At 68.1% G+C, this 16,528-nt stretch carries 20 protein-coding genes and 1 tRNA gene; 10 read left to right on the forward strand and 11 right to left on the reverse strand.

Translation table 11 applies throughout. The features are described from left to right. The first annotated feature begins 3 nt into the window (after window positions 1-3). Window positions 4-1,524 (forward strand): sensor histidine kinase, encoded by a 1,521-nt coding sequence (locus tag U1701_RS03725; RefSeq protein ID WP_443025987.1) that lies wholly within the window; start codon window positions 4-6, stop codon window positions 1,522-1,524. Window positions 1,525-1,554: 30 nt separating this feature from the next. Here U1701_RS03725 and U1701_RS03730 read toward each other — a convergent pair whose 3' ends face one another. From U1701_RS03730 to metX, 4 genes are all read right to left on the reverse strand, one after another. Beyond that, window positions 1,555-1,944, reverse strand: coding sequence for a response regulator (locus U1701_RS03730; protein WP_332781173.1), 390 nt, complete (start codon window positions 1,942-1,944; stop codon window positions 1,555-1,557). 80 nt (window positions 1,945-2,024) lie between these two features. After that, window positions 2,025-2,615: a methionine biosynthesis protein MetW gene (metW, locus tag U1701_RS03735; RefSeq protein ID WP_332781174.1), complete on the reverse strand. Its 591-nt coding sequence runs from the start codon at window positions 2,613-2,615 to the stop codon at window positions 2,025-2,027. Next, window positions 2,612-3,043, reverse strand: a complete 432-nt coding sequence (locus U1701_RS03740) for a GNAT family N-acetyltransferase (RefSeq protein WP_332781175.1) — start codon at window positions 3,041-3,043, stop codon at window positions 2,612-2,614. Before U1701_RS03740 ends, metW begins: the two co-directional genes overlap by 4 nt. Further along, window positions 3,040-4,170 carry a homoserine O-acetyltransferase MetX gene (gene metX / locus U1701_RS03745; RefSeq protein ID WP_332781176.1) on the reverse strand — a complete coding sequence of 377 codons (1,131 nt, stop codon included), beginning with the start codon at window positions 4,168-4,170 and terminating at the stop codon, window positions 3,040-3,042. The genes U1701_RS03740 and metX overlap by 4 nt, the downstream gene beginning before the upstream one ends. A gap of 60 nt (window positions 4,171-4,230) precedes the next feature. On the opposite strand from metX, the gene hisC reads away from it, so the two are divergent. Then, window positions 4,231-5,325: a histidinol-phosphate transaminase gene (hisC, locus tag U1701_RS03750; RefSeq protein ID WP_332781177.1), complete on the forward strand. Its 1,095-nt coding sequence runs from the start codon at window positions 4,231-4,233 to the stop codon at window positions 5,323-5,325. After that, window positions 5,325-6,233 (forward strand): prephenate/arogenate dehydrogenase family protein, encoded by a 909-nt coding sequence (locus U1701_RS03755; RefSeq protein ID WP_332781178.1) that lies wholly within the window; start codon window positions 5,325-5,327, stop codon window positions 6,231-6,233. Before hisC ends, U1701_RS03755 begins: the two co-directional genes overlap by 1 nt. A gap of 2 nt (window positions 6,234-6,235) precedes the next feature. On the opposite strand, the gene U1701_RS03760 is transcribed toward U1701_RS03755, so the two are convergent. From U1701_RS03760 to ftsE, 4 genes are read right to left on the reverse strand one after another with little or no spacing between them, the layout of a single operon-like run. Beyond that, window positions 6,236-6,928, reverse strand: coding sequence for a lysophospholipid acyltransferase family protein (locus U1701_RS03760; RefSeq protein WP_332781179.1), 693 nt, complete (start codon window positions 6,926-6,928; stop codon window positions 6,236-6,238). After that, window positions 6,925-7,461, reverse strand: a complete 537-nt coding sequence (locus U1701_RS03765) for a YdcF family protein (RefSeq protein WP_332781180.1) — start codon at window positions 7,459-7,461, stop codon at window positions 6,925-6,927. The genes U1701_RS03760 and U1701_RS03765 overlap by 4 nt, the downstream gene beginning before the upstream one ends. After that, a complete protein-coding gene (locus tag U1701_RS03770) occupies window positions 7,458-8,351 on the reverse strand; it encodes a cell division protein FtsX (RefSeq protein WP_332781181.1) in 894 nt (297 codons plus the stop codon). Before U1701_RS03770 ends, U1701_RS03765 begins: the two co-directional genes overlap by 4 nt. Next, entirely contained in the window at window positions 8,348-9,055 is a 708-nt protein-coding gene (ftsE, locus tag U1701_RS03775; protein WP_332781182.1) for a cell division ATP-binding protein FtsE, read from the reverse strand. The genes U1701_RS03770 and ftsE overlap by 4 nt, the downstream gene beginning before the upstream one ends. Before the next feature lie 162 nt (window positions 9,056-9,217). Between ftsE and U1701_RS03780 the strand changes: the two genes are divergently transcribed. Further along, the gene (locus U1701_RS03780; protein ID WP_332781183.1) at window positions 9,218-9,982 is read left to right on the forward strand and encodes an MJ0042-type zinc finger domain-containing protein; all 765 of its coding nucleotides are present in this window, start codon (window positions 9,218-9,220) and stop codon (window positions 9,980-9,982) included. Window positions 9,983-10,030: 48 nt separating this feature from the next. Here U1701_RS03780 and U1701_RS03785 read toward each other — a convergent pair whose 3' ends face one another. After that, window positions 10,031-11,425: an MATE family efflux transporter gene (locus tag U1701_RS03785; protein WP_332781184.1), complete on the reverse strand. Its 1,395-nt coding sequence runs from the start codon at window positions 11,423-11,425 to the stop codon at window positions 10,031-10,033. A gap of 122 nt (window positions 11,426-11,547) precedes the next feature. Here U1701_RS03785 and U1701_RS03790 point away from each other — a divergent pair. Together U1701_RS03790 and U1701_RS03795 are read left to right on the forward strand one after the other, a co-directional pair. Further along, window positions 11,548-11,634: transfer RNA gene (locus U1701_RS03790), tRNA-Leu, on the forward strand. 65 nt (window positions 11,635-11,699) lie between these two features. Beyond that, window positions 11,700-11,849: a hypothetical protein gene (locus U1701_RS03795; protein ID WP_332781185.1), complete on the forward strand. Its 150-nt coding sequence runs from the start codon at window positions 11,700-11,702 to the stop codon at window positions 11,847-11,849. A gap of 61 nt (window positions 11,850-11,910) precedes the next feature. Here U1701_RS03795 and U1701_RS03800 read toward each other — a convergent pair whose 3' ends face one another. After that, entirely contained in the window at window positions 11,911-12,513 is a 603-nt protein-coding gene (locus tag U1701_RS03800; protein ID WP_332781186.1) for a PilZ domain-containing protein, read from the reverse strand. A gap of 107 nt (window positions 12,514-12,620) precedes the next feature. Continuing rightward, window positions 12,621-13,091: a winged helix DNA-binding protein gene (locus U1701_RS03805; protein WP_332781187.1), complete on the reverse strand. Its 471-nt coding sequence runs from the start codon at window positions 13,089-13,091 to the stop codon at window positions 12,621-12,623. A gap of 407 nt (window positions 13,092-13,498) precedes the next feature. Between U1701_RS03805 and U1701_RS03810 the strand changes: the two genes are divergently transcribed. Genes U1701_RS03810 through U1701_RS03825 form a run of 4 tightly spaced genes read left to right on the forward strand, consistent with a single transcriptional unit; the run spans window position 13,499 to window position 16,527 of the window. After that, window positions 13,499-13,660, forward strand: coding sequence for a hypothetical protein (locus tag U1701_RS03810; protein WP_332781188.1), 162 nt, complete (start codon window positions 13,499-13,501; stop codon window positions 13,658-13,660). A 58-nt stretch (window positions 13,661-13,718) separates the two neighbouring features. Continuing rightward, a complete protein-coding gene (locus tag U1701_RS03815) occupies window positions 13,719-14,783 on the forward strand; it encodes a type III polyketide synthase (RefSeq protein ID WP_332781189.1) in 1,065 nt (354 codons plus the stop codon). Then, entirely contained in the window at window positions 14,780-15,460 is a 681-nt protein-coding gene (locus U1701_RS03820) for a methyltransferase domain-containing protein (protein WP_332781190.1), read from the forward strand. Before U1701_RS03815 ends, U1701_RS03820 begins: the two co-directional genes overlap by 4 nt. After that, window positions 15,439-16,527 carry an NAD(P)/FAD-dependent oxidoreductase gene (locus U1701_RS03825; RefSeq protein WP_332781191.1) on the forward strand — a complete coding sequence of 363 codons (1,089 nt, stop codon included), beginning with the start codon at window positions 15,439-15,441 and terminating at the stop codon, window positions 16,525-16,527. Before U1701_RS03820 ends, U1701_RS03825 begins: the two co-directional genes overlap by 22 nt. The last annotated feature ends 1 nt before the right edge of the window (window position 16,528 follow it).

Genomic DNA, 16,528 nt, shown 5'->3' on the forward strand with positions numbered 1-16,528 from the left:
GACGTGACCGCCGACCGCGACACCACGACCGACGAGGCGATCCGCACGCGCGTGATTGCTGCGTACGACGTCGCCGGCGCGCGCGTGTCCGGTCAGCTCGACGATATCGTCGCGTTCGCCGCGGAACTATGTGCGACGCCGGTCGCGCTCGTCAGCCTGGTCGAGGAGGAGTATCAGCGCTTCCTCGCACGCGCCGGGACCGATCTCGAATCGACGCCGCGCAGCCAGTCGTTCTGCGCGCACGCGATGCTGGGCGCGGACGTGATGCAGGTGTCCGACGCGACTCAGGACCCGCGGTTCGCCGACAACCCGCTCGTCACCGGCGCGCCGTTCATCCGCTTCTATGCCGGCGCACCGCTGGTCTCGAGCGAGGGCGTGCCGCTGGGTGCGTTGTGCGTGATCGATGCGGAACCGCGGAACGCGCTGACTCCGTTGCAGCACCGCGGGCTGCTGATCCTCGCCAAAGCGGCGATGGGGCGGCTCGACGACCGTCGCGTCGCCCGCGAGCAGAGCCAGGCGGACGCCGAGCAGCGTCGGGTCCTGGAAGAGAGCGACCGGAAATTTCGCACGCTCGCCGACACCATGCCGCAAATGGTGTGGTCGACGCTGCCGGACGGATTCCACGATTATTTCAACGCGCGCTGGTACGAATTCACCGGCGCCCCCGCGGGCACGACCGATGGCGAAGGCTGGAACGACATGTTCCACCCCCAGGATCAGGATCGCGCGTGGGCGGCGTGGCGACAGTCGCTGGAGACCGGCGAACCCTATGCGATCGAATATCGGCTGCGGCATTTCGACGGCACCTATCGCTGGGTGCTGGGGCGCGCGCTGCCGATGCATGACGAGGGCGGGGCGATCGCACGGTGGTTCGGGACGTGTACCGACATCCACGAACAGAAGCTCGCCTATGAAGAGCGCGAGGTCATCAGCCAGGAGCTGAGCCACCGGATCAAGAACATCTTCGCGGTGATCTCGGGCCTGATCGCGTTCGCGGTGCGCGGCAAACCCGAATTCGCGACGATCGCCAGCGATCTGCGCCATCGCATCACCGCGCTGGGCCGCGCGCATGATTTCGTCCGGCCGCACAGCGCCAATTCGCGACCGGCGGCACAGCAGGACAGCCTGCACGGGCTGCTCGGCGAACTGTTCGAGCCCTATCAGCAGGGTGACGGCATCCGCCTGTCGGTGACCGGCGACGATGTGCGCGTCGACGATCGATCGGCGACGCCGATCGCGCTGCTGTTTCACGAGCTCGCGACGAACGCGACCAAATACGGTGCGCTCAACACCAATTCGGGATCGGTAGAGGTCGCGATCGCGCTGGATTCGGGATCGGTCATCCTGACCTGGCACGAGCGCGGCGGACCCGTGGTGGTTGCACCCGAGGGTGGCGGGTTCGGCAGCCAGCTGATCGAAATGAGCGCGGTGCGGCAACTGGGCGGTGCCGTAACCCGCGACTGGCGCCCCGAGGGTCTGGTGATGACGATCACGATCCCGGAGCGGGCGCTCAGTCGGGCCTAGAAACGCTTCCCCTGGCGGGAGCGCAAAACTTCAGACGGCGAGGCGGATGACATCGTCGTTGGCACCACAGGAATCGCCCGTGCACGCCAGCGCGGCGGCGGCGAGAATCGCGGATTCGCTGAACGGCTTGCGGATATAGCCGAGCGCTGGCGAGCCTTCGCCGATCTGGCTGGGGTTGGCGGTGACGAACACCACCTTCACGTTGTGGTCGCGTGCGATCCGCTCCGCGATGTCGGGACCGGTCGCTCCATCGCGCAGATTGATATCGACGAACGCAAAGGAACACTGCGGCGCGGCGGCGATCGCGCCCTCGCGATCCGCGGCGATCGCGGCAACCGCATAGCCAGCGTCGATCAGGATCCGTTCGAGATCCAGGGCGACGAAGATCTCGTCTTCGACGATGAGGGCGGTCTTGGTCATGGCGCTCAAACCCGTGATCGTGGCTAGCGTTCCATAAACGTATTGATCTTGATCAGTATTACTCGGGTGGTTTTAAAATGTCACGCACGGCGCAGGAGGAAGATCGCGTGTTCGGCGAGCAGATTGGCCGCGGACCACCGGGTGCGCTTGTCACCCGACAGGAACCAGGCGCCCTCCACCGTCACGCCGCGATCCTTGAGGAATGCGCGGAAGTCGTCGATCGTGAGGTGATGGATGTTGGGCGTGTCGTACCAGCGCTCGGGCAGCTGGCGGGTGACGGGCATGCGGCCACCCCAGAGCAACGACAGTCGCACGCGCCAGTGCGCGAAATTGGGGAAGCTGACGAACGCGCGCTGGCCGATGCGGAGCAATTCGTCGAGAACGACGTCGGGTGCGCGCGCGGTCTGCAGCGTCTGGCTGAGGATCGCATAGTCGAAGCTGGCGTCGGGATAGCCGGCAAGGTCGATGTCCGCATCGCCCTGGATCACCGACAGCCCGCGCGCGACCGCGGCGGCGACGTTGCCCGCGTCGATTTCGAGCCCACGCGCATCGACGTCGCGCGCGTCGCGGAGCGCCGCCATGAGGGCGCCGTCGCCGCATCCGACATCGAGCACGCGCGATCCGGGCGCGACATGGTCGGCGATCACGGCGAGATCGGCGCGCAGGCTCATGACGCGGCCCGGAGCAGCGCTGCGGCGGCGGGATCGAGCCGTTCCATGTAACGGTCCGGCCTCAGCGGTGCGTGGAAGCCCAACGCAGCGTACACGCCGTGCGCGTCGGCGGTGACCAGGCCGATCCGGCGAATGCCGGCGAATTCGGGGTGGTCGACGAACCAGCCGACCATGCGGCGACCTAGCCCCTGCCCTCGCACGGCGTCGTCGACCCAGACATCGGCGATCCAGGCAAAGGTCGCGTGGTCGGTGATCGCGCGTGCGAAACCGACCTGTACGTCGCCGTCATAGGCGCCGAGGCAGTGCGAGCCGGCGATCGCGCGCTCGACCACCGAGCGTTCGATGCCAGGCGACCAATAGCTGCCCGCCAGCCAGCCATGCACGCGCCCGACCTGCAGCCGGCTCTTGTCGTCGGACAGGTCGATCATGCCCCTGCCCTCAAGAACCCGTCAACGACACGGTTGAGTTCGGGCGATTCGAGCAGGAACGCATCATGGCCGTAGGGGCTCGACAGCTCGACGAAGCTGGCCGGAGCACCGGCGGCATTGAGCGCCTGGACGATGCTGCGCGATTCGGGTGTCGGATAGAGCCAGTCGGTGTCGAAGCTGACGAGGCAGAAACGCGATCTGGTCGCGCGAAACGCATTGGCGAGCAGCCCGCCATGCTCCTCCGCCAGATCGAAATAATCCATCGCGCGGGTGATGTAGAGATAGGCGTTGGCGTCGAACCGGTCGGTGAAGGCGAGCCCCTGGTGGCGCAGATAGCTTTCGACCTGGAAATCGGCGTCGAAGCCGAAACTCTTGGCTTCACGCGCCTGCAGTCGCCGCCCGAACTTCTCGGTGAGTCCGGCCTCGGACAGATAGGTGATGTGCGCCGCCATCCGCGCGACCGCGAGGCCGGCGGCGGGGGGATCGGCGTCGTAATAGTCGCCGCCGCGCCAATTGGGATCGGCCATCACCGCCTGGCGTCCGACCTCGTGGAACGCGATATTCTGTGCGGTGTGGCGCGCGGTCGAGGCGATGACGACGGTGGCGCGGACGCGATCGGGGAAGGTCGCGGGCCAGCTGAGTGCCTGCATCCCGCCCATCGATCCCCCGACCACCGCGGCGAGCACGCCGATGCCGAGATGATCGAGCAGCATCGCTTGCGCGCGGACCATGTCGCGGATCGTGATGACCGGAAACGCCATGCCCCAGGGCTCGCCGGTCGCGGGGTTGATCGTCGCGGGCCCCGACGAGCCCATGCAACTGCCCAACACGTTGGCGCAGACGATGAAATGGCGCTCGGGATCGATCGGACAGCCGGGGCCGACCATCCGCGTCCACCAGCCCGGCTTGCCGGTGCGCGGATGCGCCGAGGCGACATGCTGGTCGCCGGTCAGCGCGTGGCAGACCAAGACCGCGTTGGAGGCATCGGCGTTGAGCGTGCCATAGGTTTCGTAGGCAATATCGACTGGCGACAGCAGCGCACCGCCGTCGAGCGCGAGCGGCCCGGGCAGCGTGACGTGGCGGGCAAGGCCGAAGCGCTGGTCCTGAAGGGTGGAGGTCGCGAGCATGGCGCTTCATAACCATGCATGGGGGTGGTTCATAGCGCGGCGCATCGCTACAGCACCGCCATGACCGTACCCGCACCCAAACCCTGGATCCTGGGCATCGCGCCCTACACCCCCGGCCGCTCGACGACCGACGATGGCCGCACCGTCATCAAGCTGTCGTCGAACGAGAACCCGCTCGGCACCAGCGCCGCCGCCAAGGCGGCGTTCGATGCCGCGGACCGCACGCTCGAACGCTATCCCGATGCGAGCGCGGCGGGGCTGCGCGAGGCGATCGCGGCGAAGTACGACCTCGATCCGGCGCGGATCATCTATGGCACGGGATCGGACGAGATCCTGCACCTCGTCGCGGGTGCCTATGCGGGGCCGGGGGACGAGATCATCCATGTCCGCTATGGCTTTGCGGTGTACGAGATCGCGACGCGGCGCGTCGGCGCCGAGCCGGTGGTGGTGCCGGACCGCGACTATGCGACCGATGTCGACGCGATCCTGGCGGCCGTGACCGAGCGGACCCGCGTGGTGTTCGTCGCCAACCCCAACAACCCGACGGGTACCTTCACGGTGCGTAGCGAAATCGCGCGGCTGCACGCTGGGCTGCCGCGCGACGTGCTGCTGGTGCTGGACCAGGCTTATGCCGAATATCTGTCGCCGGAAGAGGACGATGCGGGACTCGCGCTGGCGATGACCGAGCCCAACGTGCTGGTGACGCGGACTTTCTCGAAGATCCATGGCCTGGCCGCCGAGCGGATCGGCTGGGGCTATGCGTGCCCCGCGGTGATCGACGCGATGCACCGCATCCGCGCGCCGTTCAACGTGACGACCGCCGGCCAGGCGGCGGCGGTCGCGGCAATCGGCGACACCGCCTTCGTTGACGCGACGCGTGCGCACAACGACACGTGGCGCGCCTGGTTCGTCGAACAGATCGAGTCGATGGGCAATGCTGGCCTGCGCGCCGTGCCCTCCAAGGCGAACTTCGTGCTGGTGCTGTTCGAGGGTACGCTGACCGCGGACGCGGCGTATCACGGGTTGATGGACGCCGGGTACATCGTCCGCTGGCTGCCGGGCCAAGGCCTGCCCAACGCGCTGCGTATCACGATCGGCACCGAGGACGAGACACGCGGCGTAACCGCGGCGTTGCGGGCGCTGGTCGAAGGCTGATGCTGCCCTTCGCGCGCGTCACGATCATCGGCCTGGGCCTGATCGGCTCATCGATCGCGCGCGGCGTGATGCAGGCGATGCCGACGGTGCGCGTGACCGGCTATGATTCGGATGCGAACGTGCGCGAGACCGCGGACGGCCTGCAGATCTGCCACGACGTCGCCGACAGCGCCGGCGCCGCCGTGATCGACGCCGATCTGGTGATCCTGTGCGTGCCGGTCGGCGCGATGGGCACGGTCGCGGCGGAGTTCGCCGCCGACCTGCCCTCCGACGCGATCGTCAGCGACGTCGGCAGCTGCAAGGCCGAGGTCGCGCGCGCGCTGTCCGCCGCCTTGCCGGGCGCGACGATAATCCCCGCGCACCCGGTCGCCGGCACCGAACGCAGCGGCCCCGAGGCTGGGTTCGCCACGCTGTTCCGCCATCGCTGGTGCATCGTGACGCCGCCCGAGGGTGCGGACGCCGCCGCGGTCGAACGCGTATCCGAATTCTGGCGGCGGCTGGGCGCGCAGGTCGAGACGATGGCGCCCGAGCATCACGACCGCGTGCTGGCGATCACCAGCCACCTGCCGCACCTGATCGCCTATACGATCGTCGGCACCGCCAGCGACCTGGAGGAAGTGACCCAGTCCGAGGTGATCAAATATTCCGCCGGCGGCTTCCGCGACTTCACGCGGATCGCGGCGTCGGACCCGACGATGTGGCGCGACGTGTTCCTGACCAACCGCGAGGCGGTGCTCGAAATGCTCCAGCGCTTCTCCGAGGATCTGAGCCAGTTGCAGCGCGCGATCCGCTGGGGCGATGGCGACGCGCTGTTCGACCTGTTCACCCGCACCCGCGCGGTGCGGCGCAGTATCGTCGAACAGGGCCAGGACGACGACGCGACCGATTTCGGACGGACCCACGAATAGGTCTAGGCGGAGGTCTCCAGCGCGTTCATCGCGGCGTGGACGCGCGCCTCGGCTTCCTCGCGCGGCAGGCCTGGCGGGATCACTTCGCCGAAGCGGAAGGTGATGACCCCCGGGCCTTTCGGTCCGTTCTTCGGCCAGACCACGCCGCTGTCGCAGGCGATCGGCACGGTCGGCATTTTCAGCGCGCGATAAAGGCCGGCGAATCCGGGCTTCAGCGGCGGCTGTTCGCCCGGCAGCACGCGGGTGCCTTCGGGGAAGATCAGGATCGAACGGCCGGTCGCCTTGGCCGCGCTCGCCTCGCGCATCATCCCGCGCATCGCGGCCGCCGATGCCTCGCGGTCGACGACGATCGCGCCGTAGCGTCGCGCGGCCGACCCCCATAGCGGAATGTCGGCGAGTTCGCGCTTCAGCACCATCGCCGGCCCGTCGAGCAGCGCCTGGAGTTCGAGCGTCTCGAACATCGCCTGGTGCTTGCACGCGTAGAAGGCGGGCTCGGTCGGGCGCGTACCCTCGATCCGGATCTCGATGCCGAGGATGACGCGCGTCGCCCAGCGGTGGAAGCGCGTCCACACCGTCGCGTGGCGAATCACCGCCTTGTCGCCGAACAACGCCGAGATCGGCACGCTGGCGACGATCGGCAGCGAGATGGTGTAGAACACCAGCATGAAAAGGCCCGTGCGCAGCCAGGCGATCATGTTCCCATTCCGATCCAGAGTGCGATCCGTCGCAGGATCAGCTTGTTGTATTCATTGACCAAGGTGCCCAGCCGCGGGGTGCCGCGCACGCCATCGCCGAGCACCACGACATCACCGTCGAGCGCGGCGTCCAATTCCATCTTCGCGCGCGCGACGTGCCAGTCGGAGGTGACGAGCCGGACCGTCCTATACTTGTGAACGCGAACCCACGCGGCGGTTTCCTCGGCGTTCGAGCGCGTGTCGACCGCATCGGCGCCGAGATCGACGCAACAGGCGAACACCGACTGCGGGGTGCGATATTCGCGCGCGAGGTCGATCGGCCGGACGCCCGGGGCAACGCCGGTGACCAGCATCCGACGTGCCTGGTGCCGCTGCAGCAGTTCGAGCCCGCGGTTGATCCGCCCAGCACCGCCGGTCGGCACGACGATCGCATCGGTCGTGCGGTCTTCGAGCGGGTGGGGCAGCAGCAGCATGAACGCCGCAAAGCCGAGCGTCCATGCGAGTGCGACGAGGCCGAACAGGCGGACGATCATAGCGTCCGCCTGAGCGCGCCGACGATCGTCACGCGCGCCGCGACCGTCGCGAGCACGACAAAGCCGATCGGCAGGCACACGAGCAGCAGCCAGTCGACGACCGACAGCATCGCCCCGCTCAGCAGTTCGGACCCGAGCAGCCGCAAGCGCAGGCCGATGATCGCGATCACCCCCAATGCAGCGATGCCCCCCGCGACGCCGCCAACCATCGCGTCGAGCGCGATGCGCCGCTGGAACAGTCGCGCGACCTGCAGGTCGGTCGAGCCGAGCATGTGCATCACCTCGATCGTCGGGCGGTGCGCCTCAAGCCCGGCGCGCGCGGCGAGCACGACGACCGCGGCGGTCGCACCCGCCATCAGCAGCACCAGCGCCAGCGCCAGCCAGGTGAGGGACGTCATGAAGCCACTGACCGGGGACATCCAGCTTTCGTGCCGGTCGACGCGCGCGGCGGGGCTGATCGCGCGGACCGCGGGCGCAATCCGCGCGTCGGCGGCGGCATGATCGGCGAGATCGACGTCGATCATCGCCGGCACCGGAAGTTGCGGGTCGGCGCCGTCGCTGCCGAGCCAGGGTCGCAGCAGCCGGGTCAGTTCCGCGCGGTCGACCGGGGTCGCGCGTGCGACCTGCGGCAGGCGGCGCAGCGCGGTGAGAACGCGCGCCGCGGCGGCATCGCGGCGTACCGGGTCGCCGTCGACGATCTGCACCGTCAGCCGCCCGGCGAGCTGGCGATCGAGCAGCCGCGCGGCGCCCGCGGTGCCGAGCCCCAGCGCCGCGGCGAGCATCGTCAGGAACAGCATGATCGCCATGACCCAGGTCATCGCGCGCAGGCCGCCGACTTCGTCGAGAACGCGGCGATCGGAAGCACGGGGGGCTGTAGCACGGCGGCTCATGAATCGGGCCGATGCGGTGGATAGCGCAGCGCGCCGGTCGGATCGAGCAGCCGCCCGCGATCGAGCCGCATCATCTGCGCGTGGGGGATCCGGTTGAGCAGGTGGAAGTCGTGCGTCGCGACCACCACGGTCGTGCCGAGCTTGTTGAGCGAATCGAACAGGTGCAGCAGCCGCTCCGCCATGTCGGGATCGACGTTGCCGGTGGGTTCGTCTGCGACGAGGATTTCGGGGCGACCGATCACCGCACGCGCGATCGCGACGCGCTGCTGCTCGCCGCCCGACAGCGTCGCGGGGCGGGCATGCGCGCGTTCGGACAGCCCGACCCAGGCGAGCATCTCGCGCACCGGTTGCTCGACATCGCCTTCGGGTACGCCGGCGACGCGCAAGGGCAGCGCGATATTGTCCCATGCCGACAGATGCGGGACGAGGCGGAAATCCTGGAACACCACGCCGATCCGCCGGCGAAACCCGGGAAGCCGGTCGCGCGGCAACAGCACCGCGTCTTCGCCGAACAGCCGGATGATGCCCCGGCTGGGGCGCTGTGCGAGATAGAGGAGCTTGAGTAGCGAGGTCTTGCCCGCGCCGCTGGCGCCGGTGACGAAGTAGAAATGCCCACTGCGCAGCGTGAAGCTGACGTCGGTCAGCGTCTCTGCCCCGGTGCCGTAGCGCAGGCCGATATTCTCGAACTGGACGATATTCGCCATGCGTGTGGTCGCGTCCGCTCTGCTACCGATGCCCCGTGCCGCTTTCGCATGGCCGGAGCGCCGCTTCAAGCGCACCCCGAGGGGTTGCCACGGGTTGCGGCGCCGTGCTTAGATTCGCCGTGATGAGGCCCAAGTCCGGCGGCCGCGCGGTGAAGCGTACCCATGATCCTGCAATGCCCCGAGTGCAGCACCCGCTATCTGGTGCCCGACAGCGCGATCGGCGCGGATGGCCGCACCGTACGGTGCGCGAACTGCAAACATAGCTGGTTCCAGGACGCGGCGCCGCTCGAACTGGTCGCGCCGGCGCCCGCGCCGATCGCGGAGACCCCTGCCCCATTCGCGCCGCTGGCGCCCCTGGCAACGGCGCCCGAACCGACCCCAGCGCCGCCCCTGGTTCCGCCGGTGCCGGCACCAGCGCCAGCGCCAGCGCCCGACCGCGTCGCCGAGCGCTATGTCGAACCGGTCGCCAGATTCGACGTCGGCGCGCCGCCGAGCCGGCCGCGCGTCAACATGGCCAAGCGCTGGACGATCGCGGCGGTCGCAGCGGGCGTGCTGATGCTGCTCGCAGTGGTCGCGATCCTGTATCTGGGCGCGCCGGGGATCGGCACCAAGCTGGGGATCGGTGCCGCCGAGACTCCGCTGCGGCTGCGCGACAATCCGATCGAGCGGCGCGAGCTGGAGAACGGGTCGGAGCTGTTCGCGGTGAGCGGGCAGGTCACCAATCCGTCCGATTCACGGCAGCGTGTTCCCGACATCCGCGCCGAACTGCGCGATGCGCAAGGACGGATCGTCTATAGCTGGACGATCACGCCGCAGCAGCGGACGCTGCCGCCGGGCGGGGCGATCGATTTCAACTCGGCAAAGCTGGACGTGCCGGCGAATTCGAAGCGGCTCGAGCTGAGTTTCGCGGGCGATACGGCGCGGTAACTTCACCTCACGTTCTGCCGCGAAAGCCGGAGTCCAGGGTTACGGACGCTACGCTTGGGGCTCTTGGACTCCGGCCTTCGCGGGAGAACGGCTAAGCCGCCGCGCAACCTGCCAGAAGCGCGCGCCGTGCAGGATCGCCGCGGTCAGCATCCCCACCCCCGACGCCCAGACCAGCGCCATCGGTCCGAAACCGGCATGGACCATCCACCACCCCGCGCCGCCGGTGACGACGAAATAAGCGGCGATGCTGTTGACCCCGGCGACCACCTGGTCACCAAGCGAGCGTAGCGCATAGACCAGCACCACCTGCGCGCCGTCGAACAGGATGAACGGGGCCCAGACCGGCAGCATCGCGAGCGCGACGGCGTGCACGCCGGGTGCGGCCGGGAAGGCCGCGACGATGGTCCCCCGCCCGACGATCAGCAGGAGCGCGCAGACGCCAAGCGCAAGCATCGTCAGCGCCGTAGCGATCAGCGCGCGCGAGATGCCGGCCAGCGGATCGCCCTCCCCCACCGCGTTGCCGACGCGGACGCCGGCTGCGGATCCCAGCCCAAGCGCCACCGCGAACGTCACGTTGTGCACCGAAAAGACGATCTGGAACGCGTGCGCGACGCCGTCGCCGAACCGCGTCGAGAGCGCGATCAGGATCGAGAAGCCCGCTAGTTCGAGCCCCGAGGCAATCGCAGGAACGATTCCGAACACCGCCAGCGCGATCACCCCGCGCGGGACACCGACCCACGCCGCGCGGTCGATTCGCCGCGTTCCCCGCGCCTTCGCCCGCGGTAAGGATAGTGCGGCGGCCACCATCCCGAACGCGCCGAGCAACGAGGCGATGACGGTCGCGGTTGCCGCGCCGACAGCGCCCATCGCCGGGAACCCCAGATGCCCGCCCGACATCGCCCAGGCGAGCAGCGCATTGATCGGCAGGATCGACAGGTTGACGATCGTCACGCGCCGCGGCCTGCTGATCCCTTCGAGGAAGAAGCTGGCGGCGACGATGACGAGCTGCGGTGGATAGGTCAGCGCCATGACTCGGACCACGCGCGCGGCGGGCGCGACGAGGCTCGGCGCGACGCCGATCGCTGCCAGCATCGGCGCCGCGAAGGCGAACATGATCCCCGCCATGACCAGCCCGAGCAGCAACGCGAACCCAAGCCCCTCGCGCAGCACCTGTCCGGTGCGCGGCAGATCGCCTGCTCCGTCGGCACGCGCGGTGTGGACGATCACGCCGGAGAGCCAGGCGAGCCCGGTGACGATCGCGATGAAGGTCAGCGATCGGCTGGCGCCCAGTGCCGCGACCTGATGCACGTCGACCAGGCCGACGACGATGACGTCGGTGACGTGGAGGATCGTCCAGTTGAGGCTGGTGAGCGCGACCGGCCACGCGAGCGTCAGCACGCGTCGCGTCTCCGCCCGGGTGGTGTGCGAGAGGAGGCTGGCCATTTCCCCCGGTACCGACTGCAGCTTTGTTTGGGAATGCGCGCAAAGCCGTTGCAGCGTTCGCAAAGCCTTGCTAGTGGCACCGGCCTACCAGCTGCCGGGTGCAAGTCCGGCCTGTATCACGTGCGGCCGTGGCGGAACTGGTAGACGCGCAACGTTGAGGTCGTTGTGGGCGAAAGCCCGTGGAAGTTCGAGTCTTCTCGGCCGCACCATTTCTCCCCCGTCTCCGGCCTTGGCCGGCGGCAGGGTTCGGATCCGTCCGACGAGGAAGTTTTCAATGTCCATCGACGATACGATGATCGACACGCCCGATGGTCCGATGACCTTTGCGCAGTGGAAGAAGAAGAACCCCGTTCAGCTGCCGTCCCGCCGCACCAAGGGCAAGAAGCTGCCCAACAAGGTCAAGCTGACCACCGACGAGGTGTAGCACAGCCTTGTGCCACGATGGCGCGTGGCGGTTCAGCGCGCCAAGATGGCGCGGTGGGGGTTCAGCAGTCCAGGATGCGCGACAGGGTCGCCAGCGACAGCGGCGCGGCGAAACGAAACCCGAACCGATCGTCGCGCGTCCAGCAAACCGCACCATAGATCGACGTGTCGGTATCGGGGAGCATGACCTGTCCGGCCTGCCCGGGCTCGACGGGCGTGTCGCTGGACAGCTTCGCCCCACCGGCGGAGATATCGATCAGCGTCGCGGAGAACGGCACGTCGCCGAATCGCAGGCGCACAGGCGCCGAGATCGGGAACCGCGGCGGGCGCGCGATGGTCCCGTCGGCACGCTTTACCGTGAAGACCGAATCGACATCCTGTGGTTCGTCGAACTGGAACCCGGCCTTCAAGCCCTTGACCCAACGGATCGTGCCCCCCGCAAGCGGCAAGCCGCGGACTTCGGTCCGCAAATGCTCGCCGACCACCGGCGGGACCGTGAATCGCGCCATCAGGCCAAATTTCGAGATGTCGTGAACCAGACATACCGACTCGCGCGAATTGCGGCAGACGCGCCCGATCAGCAGCACAATCGCGTGGCGCTTGCCAGAACGACGTTCAGGCACGGTGCCGTTCGCCATCAGGGGTTGGTCGGGATCTTCGAGCATCATTTGATGTATCGCACGAATTCGGTTCTAGCGTAATACCTATCGTGCTTAACTATGCCCATAGCAGCAGTAGCGCGGTTTTACCGGGCGAGAACTCGCCGGCGCATCTATTCGGCGCGAGCGATCGCGCGCAAATAGTTGGCGACTGCATCCAAACCGGTTTCGCTGAGCGAGATTTCGACGCGGCGGCGATCGGTGGGATCGATCACGCGATCGATCAGCCGTAGCTTGTAAAGATGCTCGATCCAACGCTGGGAGGTAGTGACCGGCGCGTCGGCCATAGCGACCAGCGCCTTGATGTTCATCGGCATATCGTCGTCACGCGCCACGAACAGCGCCAGCAGCATGTCCCAGGCGGGTTCGTGAAACAATTCGGGGGGCAGATGCTGGCGACGCAGCCGGCGTTCGGCGAGTAACGCGGTCGCGCGCGCGTTGAGTTCGGCAGGTCCGAGTGTGCTGTCCTCGGCTTGTTCGATGGGCCGGACGATTTCGGCCAGACGATCGTCATACTCTCCCGCGACCGCCGACAGCTTCGTGGTCAGTTCTTTCATCAACGCGAACACCGTGTCGTTCGTCACTGCTGGCTCCCCAGTGCCCCATCTTGATCATCCGATTGCCCTGAGGACAACCCGGATCGACGCGGCTTGATCCCGAGATTAGGCATATCAGCGCGCGGAGACCAAGCGAAACGTATGCCGGGCGCGCAGCCAGGGCTCCCCCGCCACCCCGCCCGCGAAAACCATCGTCATGAAAAGACACGAAACTGTTCGCACGATTGAGCAAGACAATCCGCAGCAATTCCAGCAATACATTGATCTATTTCGGCGATGATATTCATCGGATTTGAATTCATTCGTCCCAAAACTGGCCCTAGGGCTTAAAGACGACCCGGATAGACTATGGCCAATATCAACGCGCTGCTTCTACTGCAGCGCAGCGACCTACCGATTTCGCCGCCAGACGGGCTATTGCACGGAGAGACACAATGGATGCATCGCGGACCTATACGTTGCTGCAAGAGGCGTGCTGTACGCTGGACAACGCCGGAGACCATGCAATCGCCGCCTATGTCGGACTGGGCATGGCGTTGATCGAGGCAAAATACGGCGTCGGCCATGATCACCTGGCGCAGGTCGATCAGGACTGACACGGTACGGTTTGCCGGGATCGTGCGTTAGAGCGACTGATCCCGGCGAAAGGCTCCTGTGCTCGCTTACCTGAATGCCATCGGCACTGCCGTTCCCGGCCACGACATCCATCAGGCGTTCGTCGACTGGGCACGAACCCGCGTCGATGCGCGCGCTGCACGCGTGTTCGGGCGGATGGCGGATCGCGCAGGGATCGCGCATCGCTGGTCGGTGTTGCCTCCGACCGAACTGGGCGCATCGCCGGTCGGCGATGGCGGGTTTTATGCGGTCGCGCCGCTGCCCGGCACCGCGGCGCGGATGACGCTCTACGCCGACCATGCCCCGACGCTAGCGATCGCGGCGGTCGAGGCGTTGCGAGCCCGGATCGCGCTGGAGGGGATCACCCATCTGGTCGTCGCGAGTTGCACCGGGTTCGTCGCGCCGGGAATCGACCAGATCATCGCGCGGCGGCTCGGGCTGGCGTCGTCGGTCGAACGCCTCCTAATCGGGTTCATGGGGTGCTACGCCGCGGTCGTGGCGCTGCGGTCCGCGCGGCATATCGTCAAGTCGGAGCCCAAGGCGCGCGTGCTGGTGGTGACCGTCGAATTGTCGACGCTGCACCTGCAGGCTGTTCGCGAAATCGAGCCGTTGCTGGCGATGCTGCAGTTCGGCGATGGCGCCGCAGCGGCGCTGGTCACGGGGGACGCGAACGGGTTCGCGCTCGAAAGGCCGTTCGCCGCGACGCTGGCGGACAGCGATCACCTGATCCGCTGGGACATTACCGACAGCGGCTTTGCGATGCATCTGTCGGGCGAAGTGCCTGGACGGATTGCCGCGGCGATCGCCGATCCGGCGTTTCGCGATATCGCGAGCGGCGGACACCCGCCCGAAAGCGTCGACGCGTGGGCGGTGCATGCCGGTGGGCGATCGATCCTCGACGCGGTCGAGCATGCGCTCCATCTTGCGCCGGACGCGCTGGCCGACTCGCGGGCGGTGCTGGCGGAGAACGGCAATATGTCGTCGGCGACGTTGATGTTCGTGCTCGAACGGCTGCTGACGGGACCGCGCGTCGCGCGCGGGGTGGCGCTGGCGTTCGGACCGGGGCTTGCCGCCGAAGGATTCGGATTTCGGAGCGCGCCGTGACTCTGGCCGTCCGATCGCAGGCCGACGAGCTGATGGACGCCGAGGATTTGGATCCCGGCATCTATGCGGATGTGGTGGGGGACCTGGCCAAGGTGAACGTCGTCACGCTGGCGGTCCACCCGACGCTCGCCTTCCTGGCGCGCGCGGCGTCGCACACGAACCGTCTGAAGATCCTCGATGTCGGGTTCGGCGACGGGGACGTCTTGCGGCGGATAGCGCGCTGGGCGGCGAAGCGATCGCTTGCGGTCGAACTGACCGGGGTCGACCTGAACCCCCGCAGTGAACAGGCCGCGCGCACGCGGGGCGGCGACATCCGCTATGTCACCGGCGACTATGCCGATCTGGCGGACGAGCCCTGGGACGTCATCATAAGCAGCCTGGTCGCGCATCACATGACGCACGCGCAGCTAATCGGGTTCCTGCGCTTCATGGAGGCGCAGGCGGAGATCGGCTGGTTCGTCAACGACCTGCACCGGCATCGCTTCGCGCATATCGGGTTCCCGCTGCTCGCCCGCCTGGCGCGCTGGCATCCGATGGTACGGCATGACGGGACGCTGTCGATCGCGCGAAGCTATCGCCCCGGCGAATGGCCACCGATCCTGACCGAAGCCGGCGTTTCCGATGCGCGCGTGTTTCGCGCCTTTCCGTTCCGGCTATGCGTCGAACGCCTGCGCTGATCGTCGGCGGTGGGCCGGCCGGCGCTGCGGCGGCGATCGGGCTGGCGCGCGCGGGGCGGCCGCATCTGCTGCTCGAACGGTCGTGCGAGACCGGCGACGCGCTGTGCGGCGGGTTCCTGAGCTGGCGGACGCTGGACACGCTGGCAGGGCTTGGACTCGACGCGGATACGCTCAATCCGGCGCGCCTGACCCACGTGCGGGTCTTTGCCGGTACGCGCCAGGCGCACGCCGCGCTGCCGCGTCCGGCGATCGGCGTGTCACGGCGCCACCTCGACACGCTGTTGTTCGCGCAGGCGGTGCGATGTGGCGCAGCGGTCGAGCGCGGGGTCTCGGTTCGCGAGATCGACGGCCGCGAGGTTCGGACGGCGGACGGCACGGCGATCGCCGGCGACGCGCTGTTCCTTGCCAGCGGCAAACAGGACGTCCGCGGGCGCGCGCGGCCCGAGGCGGCACGCGGGGACGACCCGACCCTGGGCATCCGCGTGCGGATCACCGCGTCTCCGGCGCTGGCCCGCGCGCTTGCCGGGCAGATCGACCTGCATCTGTTCGACCGCGGCTATGCCGGGCTGGCGCTGCAGGAGGATGGCAGGGCCAACCTGTGCCTCGCCGTGCACCGCTCACGGCTCCAGGCGGCGGGAACGCCGCGGCAGTTGCTCGAGGCGCTGGGGCGGGAACTGCCATCGCTCGGTGAATGGGTCGCGCGGATCGATGCGGATGCGTCGATCGATGCCATCGCCAACGTCCCTTATGGATGGCGCGCGCGAAGCGGCGAAGCCGGGCTGTTCCGGCTCGGCGACCAGGCGGGCGTAATCCCGTCGCTCGCCGGCGAGGGCATGGGCATCGCGCTCGCGAGCGGCGTGTCTGCCGTGCGTGCGTATGTCGCCCACGGCCCCGACGGTGCCGCCGGCTGGCAACAGCAGTTCGCCCAGCGGCTGGCGCGGCCGATCGGCGTCGCGGGGCTGGTCCGCCGTGTCGTCGAGAGCCCTCGCGCCGGCTGGCTGCTGCCGTTCGCGCACCCGGCCCTAATCCGGCTCGTGGCGGACGCGACGCGCGTCAGGACGTCTTGAC

It is taken from the genome of Sphingomonas rhamnosi, from assembly GCF_036663615.1.
Lineage (GTDB): Bacteria > Pseudomonadota > Alphaproteobacteria > Sphingomonadales > Sphingomonadaceae > Sphingomonas.